Source organism: Bradyrhizobium sp. USDA 4011 (assembly GCF_054063415.1).
Genome location: NZ_JBSSGG010000001.1, coordinates 3,043,223 through 3,067,017, shown reverse-complemented (window position 1 = coordinate 3,067,017; position 23,795 = coordinate 3,043,223). Strand labels below are relative to the sequence as shown.

The window sequence follows — 23,795 nt, the reverse complement described above, 5'->3', positions numbered from 1 at the left end:
ACGTAAACGATCTCGCTTTTCGAGCGAGATCGTTGATTTTGCTTCAAAATTTATCGCAATCGGGCGGAGAGGCGGATTAGCGGGTGATCACCCGGCGCTGCTGCTGGGCCTGGCCGCGGCGAACCGGCTGCGGCTCCGGCTGGCCGAATCCACCGAACAGGCGCTCGAAGAAGTTCGGTCCGGAGGAGCCAAAGCCGCTGTTGTCGCCGGCGACGTTGACGCCAGGCGGCAGGCTGCTGCTCGGCGGCCGCGCGTAGCTCGGCTGGGCGTGCGCAACCACCGTTTCGAGGTCCTTGCCGCGGCTGTTCTTGAGCAGCGACAGCATGGTGGCGTCGCGGCCGTAGATGTCCCTGCGGATTTGCAGCTTGCCGGCGTCGTCCACGAACGCGGTCTGGTAGGTGATGTTGACCGGGATCGGCGTCGGGAATTTCAGATCGACTTCGCTCGAGCCGTACATGCTGCGGATCCGCTCCGGGGTGTAGTGCTGGTTAGGCTCGGTGATGTTGAGCAGCACGGAGGCGTACTGATCCGGATTCTGCACGCGCATGCAGCCGTGGCTGAAGGCGCGCTCATCCTTCGCGAACAGGTACTTGTCCGGCGTGTCGTGCTGATAGACCAGGAACTTGTTCGGGAAATTGAAGCGGATGCGGCCGAGCGCGTTGGCTTCACCGGGCGGCTGCGAGATGTGGATCGAGCCGTCGCGGTTGCGCTCGAGCTTGAGGCCCATGCGCTGCAGCACCGTCGGATCCTGCTGCAGGGCCGGCAGATACTCGTTGTAGATGATCGATGGCGGCACGTTCCAGGTCGGATTGACCGTGATGTACTTCATCGTCTCGGTCAGAAGCGGCGTGGCGTGCTGGCCGGGCTTGCCGGTGACGACGCGTGTGGTCCAGACCTGCGCGCCGTTCTGCATCACCTTCAGCGTATAGTCGGGGATATTGAGGATCACATAGGCATTGCCGACGCTGGCAGCGCCGAGCTGGCGCGGCAGCCAGCGCCAGCGTTCCATGTTGACGATCACGGTGTCGATCTGGCGGTCACGCTTCGGATTGTTCAGCGCCCTGACCGTGCGCTCGTCGAGAACGCCAGTGGGCTTGAGATCGACGCTGCTCTGGAATTTCTCGACCGCGCGCGCGACCGTCGCGTCATACTTCGTGCTGCCGGCATCCTCGGTGATGCCGAGCTTGTTGCGCAGGTCCGGCACGCGCGGATCGTCCATCTCGACCGCCGCCTGCTTCTTGCGGGCGGGGACGTATTTCAGCGTGGGGCCGTCGGCGATCGTGATCACCGGACCGTCGCCCTGGCCGCGCAGCTCGGCCAGCTTCTTCTTCAGTTCCTTGTAGAGCTTCTGCGGCGGGTTGTAGCCGTCGAGCGCGGCAGAGGCGTCCTTGGCCGAGGTCACATTCGCAAACACCTCAGCCGGATCGATCGGGTGTTCCGGATAGAGGATGTCCGCCGACACCTGCGACCAGTGCATGCGGCCGCTCTGGGCCTGGCGCGCATAGTCCAGCATGCTGGCCGCGAGCTTCAGCTCGGCGTCGGCCAGCGTATCGGGCGTCGTCGCAGCAGTGAAATCCGGCACCGGATAGTCGGCGGCATCGAGGCCGTCGGCGGCCGCATCCTTCAGGCGGGCGATAACGCCCTTGCCGGCATCGGTCAGCTTGCCGGCCTTGGTGAAGACGGGTGCATATTCGCGGGCCGAATAGAATTTCTCGGCGGCTGCGCGTTCGTTCTTGCGATCGAAGGTGCGCAGCGACTTGCTGGCGAGCAGCTCGCGCAGCTTGTCGGCGACCGGCTGATCCTCGGCGGCAACGTTGCTCGCGGCCTTCGCGGGCTCAGTCGCTGGAGCTGCCGCCGTCGCGGGAGTCGGAGCAGCGGCGGGCGCCGTGGCCGTTGCCGGCGCGGGGCTTGCGGAAGGCGCCGTTGCGGTGGCAGGGGCGGGTCCAGCCGCAGCCGGTGCGACCGCGGTATCGGTCTTCGGTGCATCGGTCTTGGGCGTATCGGCGGGCTGCGTCGCCGGCGCAGTGACGACATCGGCGGGCTTCGGCTCGACGGCCTTGGCGGTCGCGCTCGGTTCTGCCGGCTTTGCATCGACAGGCTTTGCATCGACAGGCTTGGCATCGGCGGGCTTGGCTTCGGTGGCCTGCACCTCGGCGGGCTTCACGTCCGCCGGCTTGGCTGCGTCGGGCAGCGCGGCGGTGGTGTCGGCCTTGAAATCGCTTGCGGTGGGCGGCGGCACGTTGGCCGGTTCGGGGCGCGGGATCGCGGCGTCGATCGCCAGTTCCGAGGCGCTGGAGCGAGGCGTGTCCTGCGCGAAGGCCGAGCTCGCGGACACCGTGAGGAAGGTCGCCGCGACGGCCATCAATACGCGGTCAAATCCTCGACGGTTGTTGGAACAGTCACGCATTTTCGCACCCCCTGGGTGGAACTGCCCCCCAGATTCTGGAACAGTTCAAATCGGTATTCGGTTTCATAGCTTGCGCGGAAGCGCCGGCTTCTCAAACGACTCGTATGCCTGCACGCAATTAACGCAGACGATACATTTGCCCCTCTTGTGCAGCCAGCGCCTTGCGGGGCAACTCACGACAAACTGACCTCGAAGCGGCTGATTTCGCTCGGGCCGTGCGTTTTTGCCACGCGGCACAGCCTTTGTCTGTCACCGACGGGACACGGTTCAAAAGGTTCCCTGGTATGGCCCTGTCGGCCTCGGGTTTAGGTAGCGTCGCTCGTGCGCGTGCCGGCCGCCGCTTCGTCGAGCTTGCGGTAGAGGGTCGAGCGGCCGATCTTGAGGCGGCGCGCGACCTCAGACATCTGTCCGCGATAATGCGAAATCGCGAACCGGATGATCTCGTTCTCGAGATCTTCTAGCGGACGCACCTCGCCCGCGGCATTGAGCATCGACAGGCCACCCGCTGTCGGCAGGGCAGCGGTAACTGGTATTTCATTACCGGAGATCATGGCGGGCGCCGTGGACGGCGACACCACCAGCGGCTCGCCCTGGAGCATTTTGCCGTCCGGCACCGGGTGCGCCGCTCCTTGCGGGAAGTCGGCGAGCCCGAGCTGGTCGCCATCGCTCATCACCACGGCGCGATACACCGTGTTCTCGAGCTGGCGGATGTTGCCTGGCCAATCGAGCTGCGCCAGATGCGCCATCGCATCGCCGCTGATGCCGGTGATGTTGCGGTTCTCCTCGGCGCAGAACCGCGCCAGGAAATGTCGCAGCAGATGCGGGATGTCTTCGCGCCGCTGCCGCAGCGGCGGAATGGTCAGCGGCAGCACGTGCAGGCGGTAGAACAGGTCCTCGCGGAACTGGCCGGCCTTCACGAGATCGAGCAGCTTGCGGTTGGTCGCCGAGATGATGCGGACATCGACCTTGACCGGCTTGCGGCCGCCGACTGCCTCGACGGTACCTTCCTGCAGCGCGCGCAACAGTTTCACCTGCGTGGCCAGCGGCAATTCGCCGACCTCGTCGAGGAACAGCGTGCCGCCATGGGCCTCGACGAACTTGCCCTGGTGGCGCTCGGTGGCGCCGGTGAAGGCGCCCTTCTCATGGCCGAACAGGATCGATTCGACGAGATTGTCCGGGATCGCGCCGCAGTTCACCGCGACGAACGGCTTGGCCTTGCGCTCGCCGCTGCCGTGGACGGCGCGCGCGAACAGTTCCTTGCCGACGCCGGACTCGCCCTCGATCAGCACCGGGATGGTCGATGATGCGGCCTTCTGCGCCGTGCGCAGCACGCCGGCCATCGCCTCGCTGCGGGTGATGATGTCGGAGAAGGTCAGCCGGCCCTCGCGGCTGTGGCGGATGCGCTGCAATTCGCCCTTGAGCGCCGATGCGTTGAGGGCGTTGCGCAGGCAGACCTGCAGCCGTTCGAAGCCGACCGGCTTGACGACGAAATCCTGGGCACCGGCGCGCATCGCCGACACCACATTGTCGATGCCGCCATGCGCGGTCTGCACGATGACCGGGACGTTCAAACCAGCTTCACGAATTTTTGCGAGGACTCCGAGACCGTCGAGGCCCGGCATCACGAGGTCGAGCACGACGGCATCGATCGCCTGCGTCTCGGATGCGGTCAGGGCCGCTATCGCCGCGTCGCCACTGTCCACGACGAGGGGCTCATAGCCGCACTTCTGCACCATGTTTTCAACCAAACGACGCTGTACGGCGTCATCATCGGCGATCAAAATGGTGGCAGCCATGGTTTTCCCCGCACGCTACGTTTATCTGTCTCGAATCGGGGCAATGTCGCCGATGCCGATTAACGCACTCTTAAACCTTGCGAACCCGCTTTCATTCCGCCGCCGCGACATCTTTCCGACTGAAGTAAGGTTACGAACAAGATGACCTCGCGCTCCAAAACTGCTTCCAACAAGTCTGCTCTCAGCAAGGCCGCTCTCCGCAAGCAAGCCGCGCTGCGCAAGACGGCCGCGCAACGCAAACCGGCCGCAGCCGGCCCGGCGGCGAAACAGGCAGCCGGCAAGACCGGCAAGCTTCCGGAATGGAATCTGGCAGATCTCTACTCCGGTATCGACGCGCCGGAAGTCGTACGCGATTTGCAGAAAATGGATGCAGATTGCGTCGCGTTTGAGACCGACTACAAGGGCAAGCTTGCTGAAAATACCGGCAAGGAAGGCGGCGGAAAGTGGCTGGCCGGGGCGATCCGCCGCTATGAGGCGATCGACGATTTGGCTGGCCGTCTCGGCTCTTATGCCGGTCTGGTCCATGCCGGCGACAGCGTCGATCCCGCAATCTCGAAATTCTACGGCGACGTTTCCGAGCGGCTGACGGCCGCGTCGGTGCATCTCCTGTTCTTCTCGCTCGAGCTCAATCGGGTTGACGATGATGTGATCGAGCGCGCGATGGCCGAACCCGCGCTCGGGCACTACCGGCCGTGGATCGAGGATCTGCGCAAGGACAAGCCGTACCAGCTCGAGGATCGCGTCGAGCAGCTCTTCCACGAAAAGGCGCAGAGCGGCTACGCGGCCTGGAACCGGCTGTTCGACCAGACCATCTCCGGGCTGCGCTTCAAGGTCGCGGGCAAGGAGCTCGCGATCGAGCCGACGCTGAACCTGTTGCAGGACAAGGCCGGCGACAAGCGCAAATCGGCCGCGCAGGCGCTCGTCAAGACCTTCAAGGACAACGAGCGCACCTTCGCGCTGATCACCAACACGCTGGCCAAGGACAAGGAAATCTCCGACCGCTGGCGCGGCTTCCAGGATGTCGCGGATTCCCGCCATCTCAACAACCGGGTCGAGCGCGAGGTGGTCGATGCGCTGGTCGCCTCGGTGCGCGCGGCCTATCCGAAGCTGTCGCACCGCTACTACGCGTTGAAGGCCGGCTGGTTCAAAAAGAAGAAGCTGCCGCACTGGGATCGCAACGCGCCGCTGCCGTTCGCGGCGACCGGCACCATCGCCTGGCCGGAGGCGCGCAACATGGTGCTGTCGGCCTATAATGGCTTCTCGCCCAAGATGGCCGAGATCGCGGAGCGCTTCTTCAGCGATCGCTGGATCGATGCGCCGGTGCGTCCCGGCAAGGCGCCCGGTGCGTTCTCGCATCCGACCACGCCGTCGGCGCATCCCTATGTGCTGATGAATTATCAGGGCAAGCCGCGCGACGTGATGACGCTGGCGCATGAGCTCGGCCATGGCGTCCATCAGGTGCTGGCGGCGAAGAACGGCGCGCTGATGGCGCCGACGCCTTTGACGCTGGCGGAGACCGCGAGCGTGTTCGGCGAGATGCTGACCTTCAAGCGGCTGTTGTCGCAGACCAAGAACGCAAAGCAGCGCCAGGCGCTGCTCGCGGGCAAGGTCGAGGACATGATCAACACCGTGGTGCGGCAGATCGCGTTCTATTCATTCGAGCGTGCGGTTCATACCGAGCGCAAGAATGGCGAGCTCACCGCCGAGCGGATCGGCGAGTTGTGGCTCAGCGTGCAGGGCGAGAGCCTGGGGCCCGCGATCGAGATCAAGCCGGGCTACGAGACGTTCTGGATGTACATCCCGCACTTCATCCACTCGCCGTTCTACGTCTACGCCTATGCGTTCGGCGATTGCCTGGTGAACTCGCTCTATGCGGTCTACGAGCACGCATCCGACGGTTTCGCCGAACGCTATCTCGACATGCTCGCCGCCGGCGGCACGAAGCATTACTCCGAGCTGCTGCGGCCGTTCGGGCTCGACGCCAAGGACCCGAAATTCTGGGACGGCGGCCTGTCCGTCATCGCCGGCATGATCGACGAATTGGAGACGATGGGCTGACGACCGTCGGCCTGCCGGCTGGCTCGGGTCAGATTTGCGCAGCGTTTTTTGCGCCTCGCGGCATGATCGTCCCGTGACGCCAGCGTTTGGGAGATCAATCCTGCCCGAGGGGCGGCCGCAGGGCCGTCGCTCGAGGGTGAATCGGGGACGATTTGCAGTTCAAATCGCCCGATCGGGACCACGCCGTTGCCCTGCCATCCTGTTTGCGGTAATGGCTCGCAGAACGCGAATTTCTGACTGGGGACAGCGATGGCAGACCATAGCGAAGTGGCCTATACGACCGCCGACGGCAACGATTACGTGGCGCATGAGCAGACCTATGAAGGGTTTATTCTGCTGGTCAAATACGGCACCATCAGCGTCGCCATCCTCCTCGCCCTGATGGCCTATTTCCTGGTCTGATCCCTGATCGGCTAGCGGCATCGCCGTCCCGCGGCGGTGCCGGAATTCCTGTCGAAGCCCGGATGGAAAAACCGGGTATCCAATCTGGCGAAAATAACGCTAGTTTGAAGACGCGTGCGCCGCTCGCGCCGCCGGAGGGCCCATGAAGATCGCCGTTGCCAAGGAAATCGATGCGTCCGAGCCGCGGGTTGCGGTTTCGCCCGATACCATCAAGAAGTTCAAGGCGCTCGGCGCCGAGGTCGCGGTCGAGCCGGGCGCGGGCGTCAAGTCGGGGCTGCCCGATTCGGAGCTCACGGCCGCGGGCGCCACCGTCAGCGCCGATGCGCTGAAGGACGCCGACATCGTCATCAAGGTGAAGCGGCCGGAGGCCTCCGAGCTGGCGAAGTACAAGCGCGGTGCGCTCGTGATCGCGATCATGGACCCCTACGGCAACGAGGCCGCGCTGAAGGCGATGGCCGACGCCGGCGTGTCGGCGTTTGCGATGGAATTGATGCCGCGCATCACCCGCGCCCAGGTGATGGACGTGCTGTCCTCGCAGGCCAACCTCGCAGGCTACCGCGCGGTGATCGAGGGCGCCGAAGCGTTCGGCCGCGCCTTCCCGATGATGATGACCGCCGCCGGCACCATTCCGGCCGCCAAAGTGTTCGTGATGGGGGTCGGCGTCGCCGGCCTGCAGGCGATCGCGACCGCGCGGCGGCTCGGGGCCGTCGTCACCGCGACCGACGTGCGCCCCGCCACCAAGGAGCAGGTGGAGAGCTTGGGCGCGAAATTCCTCGCCGTCGAGGACGAGGAGTTCAAGAACGCGCAGACCGCCGGCGGCTACGCCAAGGAGATGTCCAAGGAATATCAGGCCAAGCAGGCCGCGCTGACCGCCGAGCACATCAAGAAGCAGGACATCGTGATCACCACCGCGCTGATCCCGGGCCGTCCGGCGCCGAAGCTCGTCAGCGGCGAGATGGTCAAATCGATGAAGCCGGGCTCGGTGCTGGTCGATCTCGCGGTCGAGCGCGGCGGCAATGTCGAGGGCGCGAGGCCCGGCGAGGTGGTCGAGACCGACGGCATCAAGATCGTCGGCTACACCAACGTCGCCGGCCGGGTCGCCGCCTCGGCCTCGAGCCTGTATGCGCGCAATCTGTTCTCGTTCATCGAGACGATGGTCGACAAGGCCAGCAAGGCGCTCGCGGTCAATTGGGACGACGAGCTGGTGAAGGCCACCGCGCTGACCAAAGACGGCGCCGTCATCCATCCCAACTTCCAGCCGAAGTAAGGAGAGAAGCCATGGAGCATCTCGCGCAGGCCGTCGATCCATTCGTGTTCCGGCTGTCGATCTTCGTTCTTGCCGTGTTCGTCGGCTATTTCGTGGTGTGGTCGGTGACCCCCGCGCTGCATACCCCGCTGATGAGCGTGACCAACGCGATCTCCTCGGTGATCGTGGTCGGCGCGCTGCTCGCGGTCGGCGTCGGCATGGTGTCGAGCGGATCGGGCTGGGCCCGCGGCTTCGGCTTCGTGGCGCTGATCTTCGCCTGCGTGAACATCTTCGGCGGCTTCCTGGTCACCCAGCGCATGCTGGCGATGTACAAGAAGAAAGCCAAGTGAGCGGCGTGCACCTCGGGGTGACGAAGACAAAGGGGGACCTGAGATGAACGCCAATCTGGCTGCTGTTCTGTATCTCGTGGCGGGGGTGCTGTTCATCCTGTCGCTGCGCGGCCTGTCGAGCCCGGCATCGTCGCGCCAGGGCAATTTCTTCGGCATGATCGGCATGGCGATCGCGGTCGCCACCACGCTGGCGAGCCATCCGCCGGCCGACGGCATCGCCTGGCTGCTGGTGATCGTCGCGATCGCGATCGGCGGCAGCATCGGCGCCGTCATCGCGCGCCGGGTGCCGATGACCTCGATGCCGGAGCTGGTCGCCGCGTTCCATTCGCTGGTCGGCATGGCCGCGGTGCTGGTCGCGGCCGGCGCGTTCTACGCCCCCGAGGCGTTCGATATCGGCACGCCCGGCAACATCCATCCGCAGAGCCTGGTCGAGATGTCGCTCGGGGTTGCGATCGGTGCCCTGACCTTCACCGGCTCGGTGATCGCGTTCCTGAAGCTGTCGGCCCGGATGAGCGGCGCGCCGATCATCCTGCCGTTCCGCCACGTCATCAACATCGTGCTGGCGCTGGCGCTGGTGTTCTTCATCGTCGGCCTGGTGATGTCGGGCAGCGCGCTCGACTTCTGGCTGATCACCATCATCGCGCTGGCGCTCGGCGTCTTGATGATCATCCCGATCGGCGGCGCCGACATGCCGGTCGTGATCTCGATGCTGAACTCGTACTCCGGCTGGGCCGCGGCCGGCATCGGCTTCACGCTCGGCAACTCGGCGCTGATCATCACCGGCGCGCTGGTCGGCTCGTCGGGTGCGATCCTGTCCTACATCATGTGCCACGCGATGAACCGCTCGTTCATCTCGGTGATCCTCGGCGGCTTCGGCGGCGAGACCGCGGCGGCCGGCGGCGGCTCGGGCGAGCAGAAGCCGGCCAAGCTCGGCTCGGCGGACGATGCGGCCTTCATCATGAAGAACGCCTCCAAGGTCATCATCGTGCCGGGCTACGGCATGGCGGTGGCGCAGGCCCAGCACGCGCTGCGCGAGATGGCCGACCTCCTGAAGAAGGAAGGCGTCGAGGTGAAGTACGCCATTCACCCGGTGGCGGGCCGCATGCCCGGCCACATGAACGTGCTGCTGGCCGAAGCCAACGTGCCCTATGACGAGGTGTTCGAGCTCGAGGACATCAACTCGGAGTTCGCCCAGGCCGACATCGCGTTCGTGATCGGCGCCAACGACGTCACCAACCCGGCGGCGGAAGAGGACAAGACCTCGCCGATCTACGGCATGCCGGTGCTGCAGGTCTGGAAGGCCGGCACCGTGATGTTCATCAAGCGCTCGCTGGCCTCGGGCTATGCCGGCATCGACAACCCGCTGTTCTATCGCGACAACACCATGATGCTGCTCGGCGACGCCAAGAAAGTCACCGAGAATATCGTCAAGGCGATGGCCTGACGCTGATGGCCCCGAACCGGGAGTGGCATCGAGAACATCGCATCCCGCTCCTCGCCACGCGCGAGCAGCGCATCGAGTGGCATGTGACGCATGCGAATGTCTGCGCTTGCCGGCCCGTTCCCGACAGCATCAGGCTCGAGGCCGAAATGCTGCTCAATTCCAGGCGCGCGCCACTCTCGGCGGCCACCAAAGGCCAAGGCCGGGACCAAAAACTGCGAAAACAACCCCATGCAAAGTAGCAATGGGGCCTCGCATCATCCGACACACTAAATCTAGAGCGGAAACCTAGAGCGGCAGGCGGGATTTGCGCGTGGTTATGACGATCCTGAAATGGCTGCTGATCGTCGCCGCGGTCGTCTATCTCGGTGGCCTCGCGGTGCTGTACGTCAAGCAGCGCGAGATGCTGTTTCCGATTCCGCCGGTGGGACGGACCGCGCCGGCGGCCGCAGGACTTCCCGAAGCGGAAGAACAGGTGCTGACCACTGCGGATGGCGAGAAGGTCATCGTCTGGCACGTGCCGGCGAAGCCCGGCCGGCCCGTCGTGCTGTTCTTTCCCGGCAATGGCGATTTCCTTGCCGGGCGGGTGGCGCGCTTCAGGGCCATCGCGGCCGACGGCACCGGGCTGGTGGCGCTGTCCTACCGCGGCTATGCCGGTTCGAGCGGCTCTCCGAGCGAGCAGGGCCTGTTGCAGGACGCAGCCGTGGCTTACGCGTTCACGACAGCACGCTACCGTCCCGCGCAGATCGTGGCCTGGGGATTCTCGCTCGGCACCGGCGTTGCGGTCGCGCTCGCCGCCGAACATCCGGTCGGCAGACTGATCCTGGAGGCGCCCTATACCTCGACGGTTGACGTCGGCGGCGCGCGCTTCTGGTTCGTGCCGGTCAGCCTGTTGATGCGGGATCAATTCCACTCCGACCGGCGAATCAGCGACGTCACGGTGCCGCTCCTGATCATGCATGGCACCGACGATCCGGTGATCCCGATCCGTTTCGGCGAGCGCCTGTTCAGCCTCGCCCATGAGCCCAAGCAGTTCGTGCGACTGCCCGGTGGCGGGCACGACAATCTCGACGATTTCGGCGCGATGGGGACGGCACGGCCGTTTATCGACGCCGCAAGAGGCTGACGGGGGCGATTGTCTATCGCATAATCGCATCACCGGAAGCGAGGGGATCCCACGATGAGCGCACATGGACCGATGCCACGGTCGGCCTGGCTGTATCCTGTTCTGGCGGTGCTGTTGTTTGCCGCGGTCACGGCCACCGGTTACAGCTTCGCGCCGTCGGCGCCCGGCTGGATCTTCGCAATTGTGCTGCTGGTGATCCTGTTCGGTACCGTGTTCGCGGCCGTCCATCACGCCGAGATGATTGCCGAGCGGATCGGCGAGCCGTTCGGCACGCTGCTCCTGACGCTTGCAGTGACCGTCATCGAGGTCGCGCTGATCTCGACCATCATGCTGGGCGACACGCCGGCGCCGACGCTGGCGCGCGATACCGTGTTTGCGGTAGTGATGATCGTCTGCAACGGCCTGGTCGGGCTCTGCATCTTCATCGGCGGCATCCGCTACCGCGAGCAGGATTTTCAGATCAGCGGAGCCAACCTTTACCTCAGCGTGCTGTTCGTGCTCGCGACCATCACGCTTGCGATGCCCAATTTCACGTTCACGGCGCCCGGCCCGGTCTATTCCACGGCCCAGCTCGCCGTGATCAGCGTCGTGACCCTGCTGCTTTATGCGGTGTTCCTCTACACCCAGACCATCCGCCACCGCGATTACTTCGTCAGCGGCGCCAATGAGGCGGCAGCGCATGGTGAGGTGATGTCGGACCGGATGACGGCGATCAGCGTCGCCCTGCTGCTGGTTTCGCTGCTCGCGGTGGTGCTGCTGGCCAAGAAATTCTCGCTGGTGGTCGATGTCGTCACCGTCAAGATCGGCGCGCCGCCGGCCTTTGCCGGTCTGGTGGTGGCGGCGCTGATCCTGCTGCCGGAGAGCGTTGCCGCGGTCTCGGCGGCGCGCAAGAACGACCTGCAGAAGAGCATCAACCTCGCGCTCGGCTCCTCGATCGCCACCATCGGGCTCACGGTTCCCGCGGTGGCGGTTGCCGCCTATGCGCTCGACAAGCAGCTGGTGCTCGGGCTCAGCAACCAAGATATGCTGATCCTGCTGCTCACCTTCATGGTCAGCATGCTCACCTTCGGAACCGGCCGCACCAACATCCTGTTCGGGCTCGTTCACATGGTGGTGTTCGCCGTGTTCGTGTTCATGGTTTTCGTGCCCTAATTGGAGAAGTGACGATGCTCAGCGCCAAATCGGATGTTCAGGTGGATACGGCGGAGGTCCGCGTGACCGAATGGCGGCTCGCGCCGGGCAGCGCCACCGGCCACCACACCCACGAGATGGACTACGTGATCGTTCCGATCACGGCAGGCGAGATGACGATCGTGGCGCCGAACGGCGAGCGCTCGAAGGCGCAGCTCGGGGCCGGCAAGTCCTATTTCCGCAAGGCCGGGGTGCAGCACGACGTGCTTAACGAGACGGCCAGCGAGATCGTGTTCCTCGAGGTCGAACTCAAGCCCTGACGCGGCGCAACCCTGCAAGGAACCCTGCGCGCGCCGAATGGCAGGTCCGAGTCCGCGAGGCTGTGGAAATTCATAAGCCGTTAACGGCTGCACGATGATCTAGAAGGCGGATGCGGCCTTGCGCAGGGGGCGCCTCCGCTGAAACCAAGGTGACACCAAAGGTGACGTCGGAACGGGGGTTTGCCACCGATCCGTCGCAGTTGATCCCTGAATGTGCCTCAAAGTTCCAGCATGAAATAACGGGGTGGGGAGTGGCAGGTCATGCTGAGTTACCTGAAGAAATTCGTGATGGACATCTTACCCTCGGTGGCAGCGACCATCATCGGGGCGTACATCGTCAATCACTACATCGTGGCCAAGCCGCAAACGCCTGAAGCCGCAGCGATGACCGCCGCCGTGGATCCCAAGGCGGATCCGAAAGCCGCCGCCAAGCCCCCCGAAAAGTCCACCGTGGTCAGCAGCCTCCCGGAAGCCGGCGTGAAGGCCAAGGGCATGTCCGAGCGCACCCTGATCGAGCGGTCGGCGTCGGAGAAGGCCACCGTCACCGAGAAGCCCGCCGATCCCAAATCTGCCGACGCCAAATCTACCGACCCAAAGGCTGATGCGCCGGCCGAGACGGCCAGCATCCCGGCCGAGTCGCGCCATCATCCGGCAGCGCCGAAAGCGGTCGCGAAGGCTGCGCCCGCCGCGGCGCCGGCCGAGTCCGCCGTCACGCCGGAGGAAGCCCGCGATGCCAACGATCTTGCGCGTGCCGCGATCGAGCGGCTGCGCAAGGAGCGTCCGCAGGACGCTGCGCGTTCCCAGGACGCTCGCACCACTGATCTTGCCCGCCTGCCTGACCAGCAGCGTCCGGCGGCAGCCCCGGCGATCCGGCCGTTGCCGCCGCCGATCATGGTGTCGAGCCCCTCCAGCGACAATGCCGATCAAGCCTCGCAGCCGCGTCCGCCCTACGCCGCCAATGCCCAGGATTCGAATCGGCTGACGCCGCCGGCCGACATTCCGGTCCCGGTGCTGCAGGCGCCGCTCGACCTGCGCGCCGACGCTGCGATGCCGGCGCCGAAGAACGAGCGCACGTCGGTGACCGACGACATGTTCTCCGGCATGAAGTCGATGTTCCACGCCGTCCTGCCGAAGTAACGCGCAGCACGGATCTATCGTTCTCGACACATCTGCTTCGAGCGAAGCGTTATCCGCTTTGTTCGAAAGCGTGCTAGCCGCCGGTGCGCGCCAGCCCGCTGCGCGCGCTTCCGTCATTTGGCCGCAGCGCGAGCGCGCGAGTGTAGGACGCCGCTGCCTTGGCCCTGTCGCCGAGCCGCTCATAGGCCTGGCCGCGGGCGCTCCACGCCGCAACATTGCTGGGGTCGGCCTGCACGGCCTCGTCGAGGTCGGTCGCGGCCTGCTTGGCCTTGTCGAGCGCGAGGTAGCTGGTGGCGCGGCCGACCAGCGGCTCGGCCTTTTGCGGCGACAGCCCGCTCGCCGCGGTGAAATCGTCGATCGCCTGCTGATGTTGTCCGCGGCCCTGATAGATCAGGCCACGGCCGTACAGCGCCTGGATGTTGTAAGGGTCGGCGGTCAGCGCCTGCTCGAATTCCGCCTGCGCCTCATCGACCTTGCCGGAATGCGCCAGCACCTGGCCGCGCGTGGCGTGATCCTTGGCGCTGTTGATGTCCTGTGGGGTGATGGTGTCGGCAGCAGGCTTGTCGGCAGCGGCAGCCTGTTTCGGCTTGTCGTCCGAGCCCCAAGATCCCAAGTCGAAGGAACAGCCCCCGAGCGGCAGGCCGAGAACCACGGCCATGATGACGAGGTGCGCCGCACGACGGCGGTGCGCAGCTTCTGGGAGCGGGGAGCGGAGCGCCGGAACGGCCATCATGCAAAGTGCTCTTGCCGGTCGTTTTGCATGGGTACCCCGGAACACGGCTCGCTTCAAAACAACAACGCGGGCCCGTGGCCCGCGCTGTTAGACTTCCATATCGGCAAAACGGTTCAGCGCGGTCCGCGACCAGCGCCTGCACCACCGGGACGGCCGCCACGGTCGCCACCGGGACCAGCGCCGAACACCGGCTTCGGCTTCATCGGCAGCAGGCCTTCGCGCTGCAGCTTCTTGCGCGCCAGCTTGCGTGCGCGGCGCACGGCTTCGGCCTTTTCGCGAGCCTTCTTCTCAGAGGGCTTTTCGTAGTGACCGCGGAGCTTCATCTCGCGGAAAATGCCCTCGCGCTGCATCTTCTTCTTCAGCGCCTTCAGGGCTTGGTCGACATTGTTATCGCGGACGAGAACCTGCACGCGGCATCCTCTTTTGAATTGATCGGTTCGGAATTCTGGCGAGGTAAAGGGGCGGCAAAAGGCCTGCCTCTTTAACCCTAGGCGCGCGCATGTATCAGACAAACGCGCAGATGTCCACCGGTCGAGTGACTTTCGGGCCTAGTAAAGCCACGAAATGGGGCGAAAATGCCTCTATGCGGCCCTGATTTGGGTGGTTTGGCGCCCGGATCGGGGCCGCTCCCGGAGTTTCAGATAACCGGGACATTGGAAATAGGGGAGATGCCACATGGACATGAAGAAATACGCGGCCGAACTGATCGGTACGTTCTGGCTCACATTCGCTGGTTGCGGCAGCGCGGTGATCGCGGCCGGCTTTCCGCAGGTCGGGATCGGCCTGGTCGGCGTGTCATTGGCCTTCGGGCTGAGTGTGGTGACCATGGCCTATGCGATCGGCCATATCTCGGGTTGCCACCTCAACCCGGCCGTGACGGTCGGGCTCGCCGCGGGCGGGCGTTTCCCCGGCGGCCAGGTGCTGCCCTACATCATCGCGCAGGTCGCCGGCGCGATCATCGCGGCCTGGCTGCTCTATGTGATCGCCAGCGGCGCGCCCGGCTTCGATGTCACCAAGGGCTTCGCCTCCAACGGCTATGACGCGCACTCACCGGGCCATTACAGCATGGTGGTGTGCTTCATCACCGAAGTGGTGATGACCATGATGTTCCTGTTCATCATCATGGGATCGACCCATGGCAAGGCGCCCGCCGGCTTCGCGCCGCTCGCCATCGGCCTCGCGCTGGTGATGATCCATCTCGTCAGCATTCCCGTCACCAACACCTCGGTGAACCCGGCGCGCAGCACCGGGCCGGCTCTGTTCGTCGGCGGCTGGGCGCTGGGGCAGCTCTGGATGTTCTGGGTCGCGCCCCTGATCGGCGGCGCGCTCGGCGGCGTGATCTATCGCTGGCTCAGCGACGAGCCGACCGGCGTCGTCGCCGGCGTCAAGACCGCGTGATCGGCTAAAACATGATCCGGAAAAGTGCGAAGCGGTTTTCCGAAGAGATCATGCTCAAATAAGGAGCTGAAGCGCGATGACGATTCAACCTGATCTCATCGCGCTTTAATGGGATCGTGGTTGCCACGATCCCATTTCCATCGATGGCGCGAAGGCGGCCGTGGCTGCCGGCGTGGCGTTACGGCTTGCGGGCCGGCGTCACTTCGGTGACGTGCCCCATCTTGCGGCCGGGGCGCGGCGTGCCCTTGCCGTACAGATGCACGGTGGCGCCGGGAACGGTGAGCCACTGCTCGTAGCTCAGGATGTCGTCGCCGATCAGGTTGGTCATGGTGACATCGCCGTGGCGCACCGGCTTGCCCAGCGGCCAGCCGGCGATCGCACGGATGTGCTGCTCGAACTGTGAGATCGAGGCGCCGTCGAGCGTCCAGTGGCCGGAGTTATGCACGCGCGGCGCGATCTCGTTGACCAGCACCGTCGCTGCGCCGTTACCAGGCACCACGAACATCTCCACCGCGAGCACGCCGACATAGTCGAGCGCCGCGGCGATCTTTTCGGCGATCGCCCGCGCCTGTGCTGCGAGCTCCGCGGGGATCGCGGCCGGCGCGCGGGAAATTTTCAGAATATGGTCGCGGTGCTCGTTCTCGGTGACGTCGAAGCACTCGACCTCGCCGGAAGCCGAGCGGGCCGCGATCACCGAGATCTCGCGCTCGAACGGCACGAAGGCCTCGAGGATGGCCGACTTGGTGCCGAGGTCCTGCCAGACCTGCTCGAGGTCGTCGCCGGCCCGGATGATGGCCTGGCCCTTGCCGTCATAGCCGAAGCGGCGGGTCTTGATCACGGCAGGCAGGCCGATCCGTTCGATCGCTGCGCGCAGCGTGGCGATCGAGGAGACGTCGGCATAATCGGCGGTGCCGATCCCGAGCTTGCTGACGAAATCCTTCTCGATCAGCCGGTCCTGCGTGGTCTCGAGGATCTTCTGTGCGGGCAGGACCGGACGGCGCGCGGCGAGCACCATCGCGGTCGCAGCCGGGACATTCTCGAATTCATAGGTGACGACGTCGACGTCGTTGGCGAACAGTTCGAGCGCCGCGACGTCGGCATATTCCGCGCAGGTCGCGTTCTGCACCACGTCGAAGGCCGGCGAGTCCGGATCCGGCGAAAACACCTGGCAGCGGAGCCCGAGGCGCGCGGCGGCAAGCACCAGCATCCGGCCCAATTGTCCGCCGCCGAGGATTCCAATGGTGTCGCCCGGCTTCAGCCTCACGAGGTTCGAAGGCGTCACGCCGCGCCCTCCGGATGCTCCTTGACCGCATCGGTCTGCTGCTTGCGCCAGGCCGCAAGGCGGCCGGACAGTGCAGGATCGTTGAGCGCGAGCACGCTCGCCGCGAGCAACGCGGCATTGATCGCTCCGGCCTTGCCGATCGCCAGCGTCCCGACCGGGATGCCGGCCGGCATCTGCACGATCGAGTACAGCGAATCGACGCCGGACAGCGCCTTCGACTCGACGGGAACCCCGAACACCGGAAGCTCCGTCAGCGCGGCCGTCATGCCCGGCAGATGCGCGGCACCGCCGGCGCCGGCAATGATCACCTTGTGGCCGGCCGCCTTGGCGCCCTTGGCGAAGGCATAGAGCCGGTCGGGGGTGCGGTGCGCCGAAACGACGCGCGTTTCGCAGGCAACGCCCAGCGCGGCCAGGGTCTCGGCGGCATGGCGCATGGTCTCCCAGTCGGACTGGCTTCCCATGATGATGGCGATCGGAGCGGTCATCTCTTCAATTCTGTGCAGGAATCCAAAAGCATAGGCCGATTATAGGGGCGGCCCGGGCGTCATCCAAGGCGTGGCAAGGGAGTTAGAATGGACTATCCTGTCTTGGTGAATCCCGGCAAGCCTTCATAAGCAGGCCTCAACAAGGATGCGCATGAAGAAGAAGACGACGGCGGCGGCCTCCGGGGCGGCAAAACGACGAAAAGGCGCGCCCGCCGCGCGCAAATCCGCACCGGGCAGGATTGGAGCAAAAGGGGCTGGAGCAAAAGGGACCGGAACCAAAGGGACTGGAACCGAAGCTTCCACGCGGCGCGCGGTCGCGTCCGGCGACAAATCCACCATCCGCAGGTTGCGGGCGCAGCTGGCGCGGGCCCAGGCCCGGATCGAGGAGCTGCAAGCCTCCGCCGAAACCGACTTCCTGCTCGATATCCTGAATCGGCGCGGCTTCCAGCGCGAGCTCGTCCGTTCGCTCTCCTTCATCAAGCGCTATCAGGCCTCCGGCGCCCTGATCGTGCTCGACGTCGACCGCCTCAAGCCGATCAACGATGCCTTCGGGCACGCGGCAGGTGACGAGGTGCTGAAGACGATCGTCACCGCGATATCGGACCAGGTGCGCGCCTCCGACGTGATCGGCCGCCTCGGTGGCGACGAGTTCGCGGTGCTGCTGTGGAATCTCAGCGAGACCGATGCCCGCGCCAAGGCGGCTGCGCTGGAAGAGGCGATCGACCGCCTGACTTTCGTGTTTCGTGGCAGCAAGATCTCCGCAGGCGCCTCCGCGGGCGTTGCGATCCTCACCGCGCATTCGGATGCCGATCGCATTCTCGATGAGGCCGATCGTGCGATGTACGTGCGCAAGGCGCAGCGGCGCCATGAATCCTGAAAATTACAGCGCGCTCAGATCCTCCGGCACATTGCCGTAGGCTCGCAGCAGCTTGGCATCGCCGAATTCGCCGATCGCGGGATCGCCGGTGCGGCTGAACGCGACGGCGCCGATGCTGCCGGGCATCCGCGACATCGTCTCCGCCCGCCGCACCGCGATCGCCGAGCTCTGGCATTCCTCGGCACTGCCGGCAACAGGCGTGCCGTCGTCGTCCTGCATGAAGGGCAGCGCCACATAGTAGGTCACGTCAGCCATTGCTGTGCTCCCTGAAGATCAGGCGGCGTCGCTCGCCGCATGGGTTCGCGCCGGCACGCAGCCGGCCGCGATCGCGGCCTGCAATTCCTCGAGCTCGGCTTCCAGATATTCGTTGGCCATGATCAGCGCCTTGATGGTGCTGCGCAGGTTGCCGTCGCACATCGCGATCGCCTGATCGCAGGCCTGCTCGTAGCGGCTGTTGTCGGGCAGGGAAGGCGGTGCGGACATGGTGAAACTCCCTCTGATGGCTGGCGGCTGGATCGGTATGTTCTTATTTTGTTCTTTTGGAGTCAAGCGCCCAAAAGCACGCGCGCGTCCGTTGCCGCGAACGTGAAGCCAATGGCGTGCTGTGGATGACGGGGAAAACCGCCACCGGACCTGAACCAGGGGGCCGCCGAACCGCAGAGACGGGTGTCAGGCGATGATGTCGGGCGTGATCTGATCTTCGATGAAGGCGATGCGGTCGCGCAATTGCAGCTTCCGCTTCTTCAGGCGCTGCAGCATCAAGAGATCCGGCGCCGGCGATTGATGCAGCGCGTCGATCGCGGCATCGAGGTCGCGGTGCTCTTGTTGCAGACGCGCAAGCTCGGCGTGGAGTTCGCGCTCATCCTGATCGTTCATGGTTGTGTATTGACTGGTAAGCACGACGAGGTTGTTGCGGCCGAAGCAGCCGCTCGGCGGAATATCCTCCCTGCGCGCGCGCGGCGCAAGCCGAACCGGTTCCATAGTCACGATTAGTTGCAGATAAACCGAAATGAGTGCGTGCGGCATTTCGCGTCCCCTATCGACAGCACCGCCCACTCGTGTACACTTATTGGTCCGGATCGAACCTGAGGTTTAACGCACCGAGGAGTGTTCGCAATGGCAATACAGGCCCATCTCGTTGAGCTGGAGCGTAAGCACAAAATACTCGAGAACGAACTGCACGAAGCACTCGTTCACCCCTCTGTAGACGATCTCCACATTTGCGAGCTGAAGCGCCGCAAGTTGATGGTCAAGGACCAAATCGAGCGGTTGAGACTTTCCGCCGACGACACGGTCCACTAAGCCGGTTCCTCCGCAAATTAGCAAATAATCTGGCCTTTCACCGAGGGATGAACGCCGCGGCGCGCATCCCCCGGGGAGGCTATGCTGCATTTGCTCAGAGCTCCGCCAGCTCGCCGACATGGTCGGCGACCGCGAGCGATGACGTCAGTCCGGGCGATTCAATCCCGAACAGGTTGATCAGGCCGGCAACGCCGTGATCGGCCGGTCCCTGGATCAGGAAATCCTGGGTCGCGACCGCCGGCGGCACGATCTTGGGCCGGATTCCGGAATAGCTCGGCATCAGCGCCCCGTCCGGCAGGGTCGGCCAGTATTTGCGGATCGCCGGATAGAACCGCTCGGCCCGATCAGGGTCGACGGCATAATCGATGTGATCGATCCATTCGACGTCGGGGCCGAACCTCGCCTGTCCGGCCAGGTCGAGCGTCAGGTGGACGCCGAGCCCGCCGGGCTCCGGCACCGGATAGATCAGGTGCGAGAACGGCGCCCTGGCACTGCAGCTGAAGTAATTGCCCTTGGCCAGATAGGCCGTTGGAATCAACTCGATCGGCATGCCCTCGACGTTGCGCGCGACGGCCGTTGCGCCGAGGCCGGCGGCATTGACCAGGAGGTTGCAGGCCAGCGTCATGGGCGCCGCGCCGCCGGCCTCGATCTCGAACCCGTTGGCCGTGGCCCTGGCGTGGAGCAGCGGCGTATGGAAGGCTAGTGCCGCTCCGGCCGCCTCGGCGTCGCCGCGCAGCGCCAGCATATAGGCATGGCTGTCGATGATCCCGGTTGAGGGCGACAGCAGCGCCGCGTCGCAGTTCAGCGCCGGCTCCAGCGCGCGTGCCGCCTCGCCGGACAGGAGCTGCATGTCGTCGACGCCGTTGGCCTCGGCATGGGCCCGGATCGACTGCAGTTTTTCGGTCTCCTTGGCCGTGGTGGCGACGATCAGCTTGCCGCAATTCCTGTGCGGGATGCCGTGCTCGGCGCAGTAGCGATAAAGCGCCCGCTTGCCGCTGACGCACATCCGCGCCATCAGGCTGCCGGCGCGGTAGTAGATGCCGGCGTGGATCACCTCGCTGTTTCGTGACGAGGTCACGGTGCCGATCCCCTCGGCCTCCTCGATCACAATCACTTCGCGGCCGGCCTGTGCCAGCCGGCGCGCCACCGCGAGGCCGATCACCCCCGCACCGACGACCACACAATCAACCCTGTCCATCTCGTCCTTCACGTCCGAACATTTCCGCGCAGCCACGCCGTTGCCGCCAACATCGTTCAGCCGATCCCATCGTTTTGGGCAAGTGCTTATTAGGCAAGTGCTTGGGCCATCTCGAATAGTTGGGGAGCCATGCTCTGTTAGGGCAGCATTAATCATGTCAGGGCAATTGCCGTACATTAAGTCGCATTTCCAGGTTGCATCCCGACGCGTTTACCCGATCCAAACCGCCGGAGCCGGACACTTGCCCGGTAATCCGCGGGTGATTGATGGCTGGCAGGAAGTGGCAGGCGGGCGGGAAGAATTCGATTCCGGCAAGGGCCGTCCTTTGCCTGATCGCCGCCGTCGTGCCGGACGGTGCAGCCCGGGCGGCCACCGCCGCCTTCGCCCCGCCGACCTATCTTGGGGACCTCGATCCCGGCGTGGTCTGGGAGCTCCTGATCGGCAGCGTGGTGGTTGCGTCCTTCCTCGGCGCCGTCGGGCTGTGGATCCTTTCGGCCCTGCGCAAGGCCAAGCGCGCGCAATTGCGGCGCAACGCCTTCGTGTCGTCCGCCCTCAACCATCTGAACCAGGGCGTGGTGATGACCGATGCGCGTGGGCGCATCGTGTTCTGCAACGACCGCTATCTCGACATCTACGGTCTGTCGCGTGCCGACATCAGGCGCAACATGACCGGCACTGAGCTGTTGGAGCTGCGCCGCGACCGCGGCGTGCTCGACATCAGCGCCGAGGATTTCTTCGCCAGGGCCGCAGCGACCGATGGGCTGGTCACCGAGCTGCCCGGCGGCCGGTCGGTGCTGGTGAGATATTTTCCGCTGCCGAACGGCGGCTCGGTCGCGACCCATCTCGATTGCACCGACCAGCGCAAGCTGTCGCGCAAGCTCGCCTCGACCACGCAATTCCTTGAATCCGTGCTCGACAACGTCCCGGTCTGCGTCGCGGCCAAGAACATCGAGGACGGCCGCTACATCTTCGCCAACCGCGCGTTCGAGCGCTTCTCGCGCTTCTCGCGCGATCACATCGTGGGCAAGCGCGCCGACGAGATCTTCCGTCCCGAGACCGCGCTCAGCATCGACACCGCCGACCGCGCCGCGCTGGACGCGCCGGAAGGCTATCACCGCAGCGAATTCTTCTTCGAGCGCGGCTCGGAGAAGCGCATCCTGGCGTCGAACCGCGTGATCGCCCGCAACGAGGCCGGTGATCCGGAGTTCCTGATCGCGCTGTTCGAGGACGTCACCGACCGCCGTTCGCTGTCGCGCGAGCTCGAGAACAACAGGAAATTCCTCGAGCTTGTGGTCGACAACATCCCTGTCTCGCTGATCGTGCAGAGCGTCAGCGACGGCCGCTACCTGCTGGCGAACCGCAGCGCCGAGACGATCCTCAACCGCCGCCGCGAGGACGCCGTCGGGCTCGCCGCTTCCGACATCTTCAATGCGCGCGAAGCCAAGCTGATCGTCGCCCGCGACGAGGCTGCGGTCCGGAAGCGCAGCATGATCGCCGAGGAGCACCCGATCTCGACCAAGGACGGCCTGCGGCTGTTCCTGACCCGCCGCATGACCGTGCTCGACGAGCATGGCGAGCCGCAATATCTGATCAAGACCCATGAGGACGTCACCGACCGGCGCCAGACTGAGTCGCGCATGGCGCACATGGCCTATCATGACGGGCTGACCGATCTGCCGAACCGCGCCGCCTTCCTGCAGGCGCTGACCCAGATGATCGAGGCCTGCGACGGCACCGACGAGGAGTTCGCCGTGCTCTGCGTCGACCTCGACGGGCTGAAGGAGATCAACGACGTCTACGGCCATGCGATGGGCGACAAGGTGCTGATCGAAGTCGCGCAGCGCTTGCAGACCGTGGCGCGCGGCGGCGTGGTCGCGCGGCTGTCCGGCGACGAATTCGGCCTCATCATCGACGGCCAGCAGCCGGCCGCCGGCATTGCGCTCGCCGAGCAGGCTGCCGAGGCGTTGGGTGAGGATTTCGCGATCGACGGCAAATCGGTGCGCACCGGCCTCACCACCGGGATCGCGGTGTTCCCGCACGACGGATCCGACGCCGCCTCGCTGCTGGCCAATTCGGGCGCGGCGCTGTTCCGCGCCAAGGCCAAGTCGCGCGGCACGATCTCGATCTTCGAGCCGGAGATGGACCAGCAGATCCGCGATCGCCGCGTGCTGCATCAGGAGCTGTCGGTCGCGATCAAGAACGGCGAATTGTCGCTCTACTACCAGCCGCAGGCGGCCACCGGCGCGAGCGTTGCGGACAGCCAGATCATCGGCTTCGAGGCGCTGGCGCGCTGGCACCATCCGGTACGCGGCTTCGTGCCGCCCAGTGACTTCATTCCGCTCGCGGAAGAAAGCGGCCTGATCGTCGAGATGGGCGAATGGATTTTACGCGAAGCCTGCCGTGAGGCCGCCTCCTGGGCGGTGCCGATGCAGGTCGCCGTGAACCTGTCGCCGGCGCAGTTCACCCATGGCGACCTCGTCGGGCTCGTGCATTCGATCCTGCTCGAGACCGGGCTGACGCCCGATCGCCTCGAGCTTGAAATCACCGAGGGGGTGCTGATCGAGGATTTCGACCGCGGCCTGTCCCTGCTGCGGCGGCTGAAGACGCTCGGCGTGCGCATCTCGATGGATGATTTCGGCAGCGGCTATTCCTCGCTGAGCTACCTGCAGGCGTTTCCGTTCGACAAGATCAAGATCGACCGCGCTTTCGTCATCAATCTTGGCCGCAATCCGCAATCGGCCGCGATCGTCCGTGCGGTCATCGATCTCGGGCACGGCCTCGAAATGTCGATCGTCGCCGAAGGCGTCGAGACCGAAGCGCAGCTCAGCTTCCTCTCCGAAGAAGGTTGCGACGCGGTGCAGGGCTATTTGATCGGTCGGCCCGCCCCGATCGGTCAATTTGCCGCGCTGGTCGGCGGCGACCGGCTCGCCGAAACCGTGCGCAGGGCCGGTTGAATCGGCCTGAACCGCCGAAGCGGCCCGGGGCTGCCTTGCCATCTGTTGCGCGTCCGGCTAAATCTCGGCCCACCACATCATTTCAGCCGAGAAGGGAGGGCTGCGTCGTGGCGAGATTCACCGATCCCCACCTCAAGCGTGGCCCCGTCAAC

At 65.2% G+C, this 23,795-nt stretch carries 23 protein-coding genes; 13 read left to right on the top strand and 10 right to left on the bottom strand.

Going from position 1 to position 23,795, the window contains the following annotated elements; translation table 11 throughout:
• Positions 1-76: 76 nt before the first annotated feature.
• Together ACVW1C_RS14395 and ACVW1C_RS14390 are read right to left on the bottom strand one after the other, a co-directional pair.
• A complete protein-coding gene (locus ACVW1C_RS14395) occupies positions 77-2,407 on the bottom strand; it encodes a L,D-transpeptidase scaffold domain-containing protein (protein WP_456758980.1) in 2,331 nt (776 codons plus the stop codon).
• A 305-nt stretch (positions 2,408-2,712) separates the two neighbouring features.
• A complete protein-coding gene (locus ACVW1C_RS14390; RefSeq protein WP_456758979.1) occupies positions 2,713-4,203 on the bottom strand; it encodes a sigma-54-dependent transcriptional regulator in 1,491 nt (496 codons plus the stop codon).
• Positions 4,204-4,344: 141 nt separating this feature from the next.
• Between ACVW1C_RS14390 and ACVW1C_RS14385 the strand changes: the two genes are divergently transcribed.
• The 9 genes from ACVW1C_RS14385 to ACVW1C_RS14345 all read left to right on the top strand — a co-directional run bounded on the left by ACVW1C_RS14385 (position 4,345) and on the right by ACVW1C_RS14345 (position 13,414).
• On the top strand, positions 4,345-6,261 hold the full coding sequence (locus ACVW1C_RS14385; protein ID WP_456758978.1) for a M3 family oligoendopeptidase: 1,917 nt from the start codon (positions 4,345-4,347) through the stop codon (positions 6,259-6,261).
• A 249-nt stretch (positions 6,262-6,510) separates the two neighbouring features.
• Entirely contained in the window at positions 6,511-6,663 is a 153-nt protein-coding gene (locus tag ACVW1C_RS14380) for an aa3-type cytochrome c oxidase subunit IV (protein WP_456758977.1), read from the top strand.
• 142 nt (positions 6,664-6,805) lie between these two features.
• Positions 6,806-7,930, top strand: a complete 1,125-nt coding sequence (locus ACVW1C_RS14375) for a Re/Si-specific NAD(P)(+) transhydrogenase subunit alpha (protein ID WP_456758976.1) — start codon at positions 6,806-6,808, stop codon at positions 7,928-7,930.
• Positions 7,931-7,941: 11 nt separating this feature from the next.
• The gene (locus tag ACVW1C_RS14370) at positions 7,942-8,259 is read left to right on the top strand and encodes a proton-translocating transhydrogenase family protein (RefSeq protein WP_016841609.1); all 318 of its coding nucleotides are present in this window, start codon (positions 7,942-7,944) and stop codon (positions 8,257-8,259) included.
• A 43-nt stretch (positions 8,260-8,302) separates the two neighbouring features.
• Entirely contained in the window at positions 8,303-9,703 is a 1,401-nt protein-coding gene (locus ACVW1C_RS14365; RefSeq protein WP_456758975.1) for an NAD(P)(+) transhydrogenase (Re/Si-specific) subunit beta, read from the top strand.
• Positions 9,704-10,019: 316 nt separating this feature from the next.
• Positions 10,020-10,826 carry an alpha/beta hydrolase gene (locus ACVW1C_RS14360; RefSeq protein ID WP_456763080.1) on the top strand — a complete coding sequence of 269 codons (807 nt, stop codon included), beginning with the start codon at positions 10,020-10,022 and terminating at the stop codon, positions 10,824-10,826.
• A 54-nt stretch (positions 10,827-10,880) separates the two neighbouring features.
• Entirely contained in the window at positions 10,881-11,978 is a 1,098-nt protein-coding gene (locus tag ACVW1C_RS14355) for a calcium:proton antiporter (protein WP_456758974.1), read from the top strand.
• Positions 11,979-11,992: 14 nt separating this feature from the next.
• Entirely contained in the window at positions 11,993-12,277 is a 285-nt protein-coding gene (locus ACVW1C_RS14350) for a cupin domain-containing protein (RefSeq protein ID WP_028340624.1), read from the top strand.
• Between the two features lie 261 nt (positions 12,278-12,538).
• The gene (locus ACVW1C_RS14345) at positions 12,539-13,414 is read left to right on the top strand and encodes a hypothetical protein (protein ID WP_456758973.1); all 876 of its coding nucleotides are present in this window, start codon (positions 12,539-12,541) and stop codon (positions 13,412-13,414) included.
• A gap of 73 nt (positions 13,415-13,487) precedes the next feature.
• On the opposite strand, the gene ACVW1C_RS14340 is transcribed toward ACVW1C_RS14345, so the two are convergent.
• Together ACVW1C_RS14340 and rpsU are read right to left on the bottom strand one after the other, a co-directional pair.
• Positions 13,488-14,147 (bottom strand): tetratricopeptide repeat protein, encoded by a 660-nt coding sequence (locus tag ACVW1C_RS14340; protein WP_456758972.1) that lies wholly within the window; start codon positions 14,145-14,147, stop codon positions 13,488-13,490.
• A 113-nt stretch (positions 14,148-14,260) separates the two neighbouring features.
• Positions 14,261-14,557 (bottom strand): 30S ribosomal protein S21, encoded by a 297-nt coding sequence (rpsU, locus tag ACVW1C_RS14335; RefSeq protein ID WP_021078544.1) that lies wholly within the window; start codon positions 14,555-14,557, stop codon positions 14,261-14,263.
• Between the two features lie 265 nt (positions 14,558-14,822).
• On the opposite strand from rpsU, the gene aqpZ reads away from it, so the two are divergent.
• On the top strand, positions 14,823-15,545 hold the full coding sequence (gene aqpZ / locus ACVW1C_RS14330; RefSeq protein ID WP_097677066.1) for an aquaporin Z: 723 nt from the start codon (positions 14,823-14,825) through the stop codon (positions 15,543-15,545).
• A gap of 178 nt (positions 15,546-15,723) precedes the next feature.
• On the opposite strand, the gene ACVW1C_RS14325 is transcribed toward aqpZ, so the two are convergent.
• Positions 15,724-16,827 (bottom strand): 5-(carboxyamino)imidazole ribonucleotide synthase, encoded by a 1,104-nt coding sequence (locus ACVW1C_RS14325; RefSeq protein ID WP_456758971.1) that lies wholly within the window; start codon positions 16,825-16,827, stop codon positions 15,724-15,726.
• Entirely contained in the window at positions 16,824-17,312 is a 489-nt protein-coding gene (purE, locus tag ACVW1C_RS14320; protein ID WP_456758970.1) for a 5-(carboxyamino)imidazole ribonucleotide mutase, read from the bottom strand. The genes ACVW1C_RS14325 and purE overlap by 4 nt, the downstream gene beginning before the upstream one ends.
• 151 nt (positions 17,313-17,463) lie before the next feature.
• Here purE and ACVW1C_RS14315 point away from each other — a divergent pair, with 151 nt between their 5' ends.
• Positions 17,464-18,189 carry a GGDEF domain-containing protein gene (locus tag ACVW1C_RS14315; protein ID WP_456758969.1) on the top strand — a complete coding sequence of 242 codons (726 nt, stop codon included), beginning with the start codon at positions 17,464-17,466 and terminating at the stop codon, positions 18,187-18,189.
• A gap of 3 nt (positions 18,190-18,192) precedes the next feature.
• Here ACVW1C_RS14315 and ACVW1C_RS14310 read toward each other — a convergent pair whose 3' ends face one another.
• The 3 genes from ACVW1C_RS14310 to ACVW1C_RS14300 form a co-directional block, all read right to left on the bottom strand.
• Complete coding sequence (locus tag ACVW1C_RS14310; protein ID WP_456758968.1) at positions 18,193-18,444, bottom strand: hypothetical protein; 252 nt, start codon at positions 18,442-18,444, stop codon at positions 18,193-18,195.
• Between the two features lie 18 nt (positions 18,445-18,462).
• Entirely contained in the window at positions 18,463-18,672 is a 210-nt protein-coding gene (locus ACVW1C_RS14305; protein ID WP_092123514.1) for a hypothetical protein, read from the bottom strand.
• Between the two features lie 186 nt (positions 18,673-18,858).
• Positions 18,859-19,065 carry a YdcH family protein gene (locus tag ACVW1C_RS14300; protein WP_029085523.1) on the bottom strand — a complete coding sequence of 69 codons (207 nt, stop codon included), beginning with the start codon at positions 19,063-19,065 and terminating at the stop codon, positions 18,859-18,861.
• 240 nt (positions 19,066-19,305) lie between these two features.
• Here ACVW1C_RS14300 and ACVW1C_RS14295 point away from each other — a divergent pair, with 240 nt between their 5' ends.
• Entirely contained in the window at positions 19,306-19,491 is a 186-nt protein-coding gene (locus ACVW1C_RS14295) for a YdcH family protein (RefSeq protein WP_050422666.1), read from the top strand.
• A 94-nt stretch (positions 19,492-19,585) separates the two neighbouring features.
• Here ACVW1C_RS14295 and ACVW1C_RS14290 read toward each other — a convergent pair whose 3' ends face one another.
• On the bottom strand, positions 19,586-20,845 hold the full coding sequence (locus ACVW1C_RS14290) for an NAD(P)/FAD-dependent oxidoreductase (protein WP_456763079.1): 1,260 nt from the start codon (positions 20,843-20,845) through the stop codon (positions 19,586-19,588).
• A 110-nt stretch (positions 20,846-20,955) separates the two neighbouring features.
• On the opposite strand from ACVW1C_RS14290, the gene ACVW1C_RS14285 reads away from it, so the two are divergent.
• The gene (locus ACVW1C_RS14285) at positions 20,956-23,643 is read left to right on the top strand and encodes a sensor domain-containing protein (RefSeq protein ID WP_456758967.1); all 2,688 of its coding nucleotides are present in this window, start codon (positions 20,956-20,958) and stop codon (positions 23,641-23,643) included.
• Positions 23,644-23,795: the final 152 nt, after the last annotated feature.